The following is a 378-nucleotide window of genomic DNA, read 5'->3' on the forward strand; positions in this document are numbered from 1 at the left end:
GATTAACGACACAAACCATTACAGTATCAACATCAGGAAATTATTCCGTAGTTGTAACCGATGGCAATGGCTGTTCATCGACTGATGATGTGAATGTAACGGTTCATCCAAATCCAACGGTTGATTTGGGAGCAGATCAGGAAATCTGTGCTGGAAATACTATCACCTTAGATGCCGGCAATTCAGGATCAACCTATCTGTGGTCAAATGGATCAACGACACAAACCATTACAGTATCAACATCAGGAAATTATTCCGTAGTTGTAACCGATGGCAATGGCTGTTCATCGACTGATGATGTGAATGTAACGGTTCATCCAAATCCAACGGTTGATTTGGGAGCAGATCAGGAAACCTGTGCTGGAAATACTATCACCT

General features: G+C 42.1%; 1 protein-coding gene. It reads left to right on the plus strand.

All coding sequences use genetic code 11. The features are described from left to right. A partial coding sequence (locus DF185_RS23730) for a hypothetical protein (protein ID WP_207784759.1) occupies window positions 1-378 on the plus strand: 378 nt, incomplete at both ends.

It is taken from the genome of Marinifilum breve (assembly GCF_003202155.1).
GTDB lineage: Bacteria > Bacteroidota > Bacteroidia > Bacteroidales > Marinifilaceae > Marinifilum > Marinifilum breve.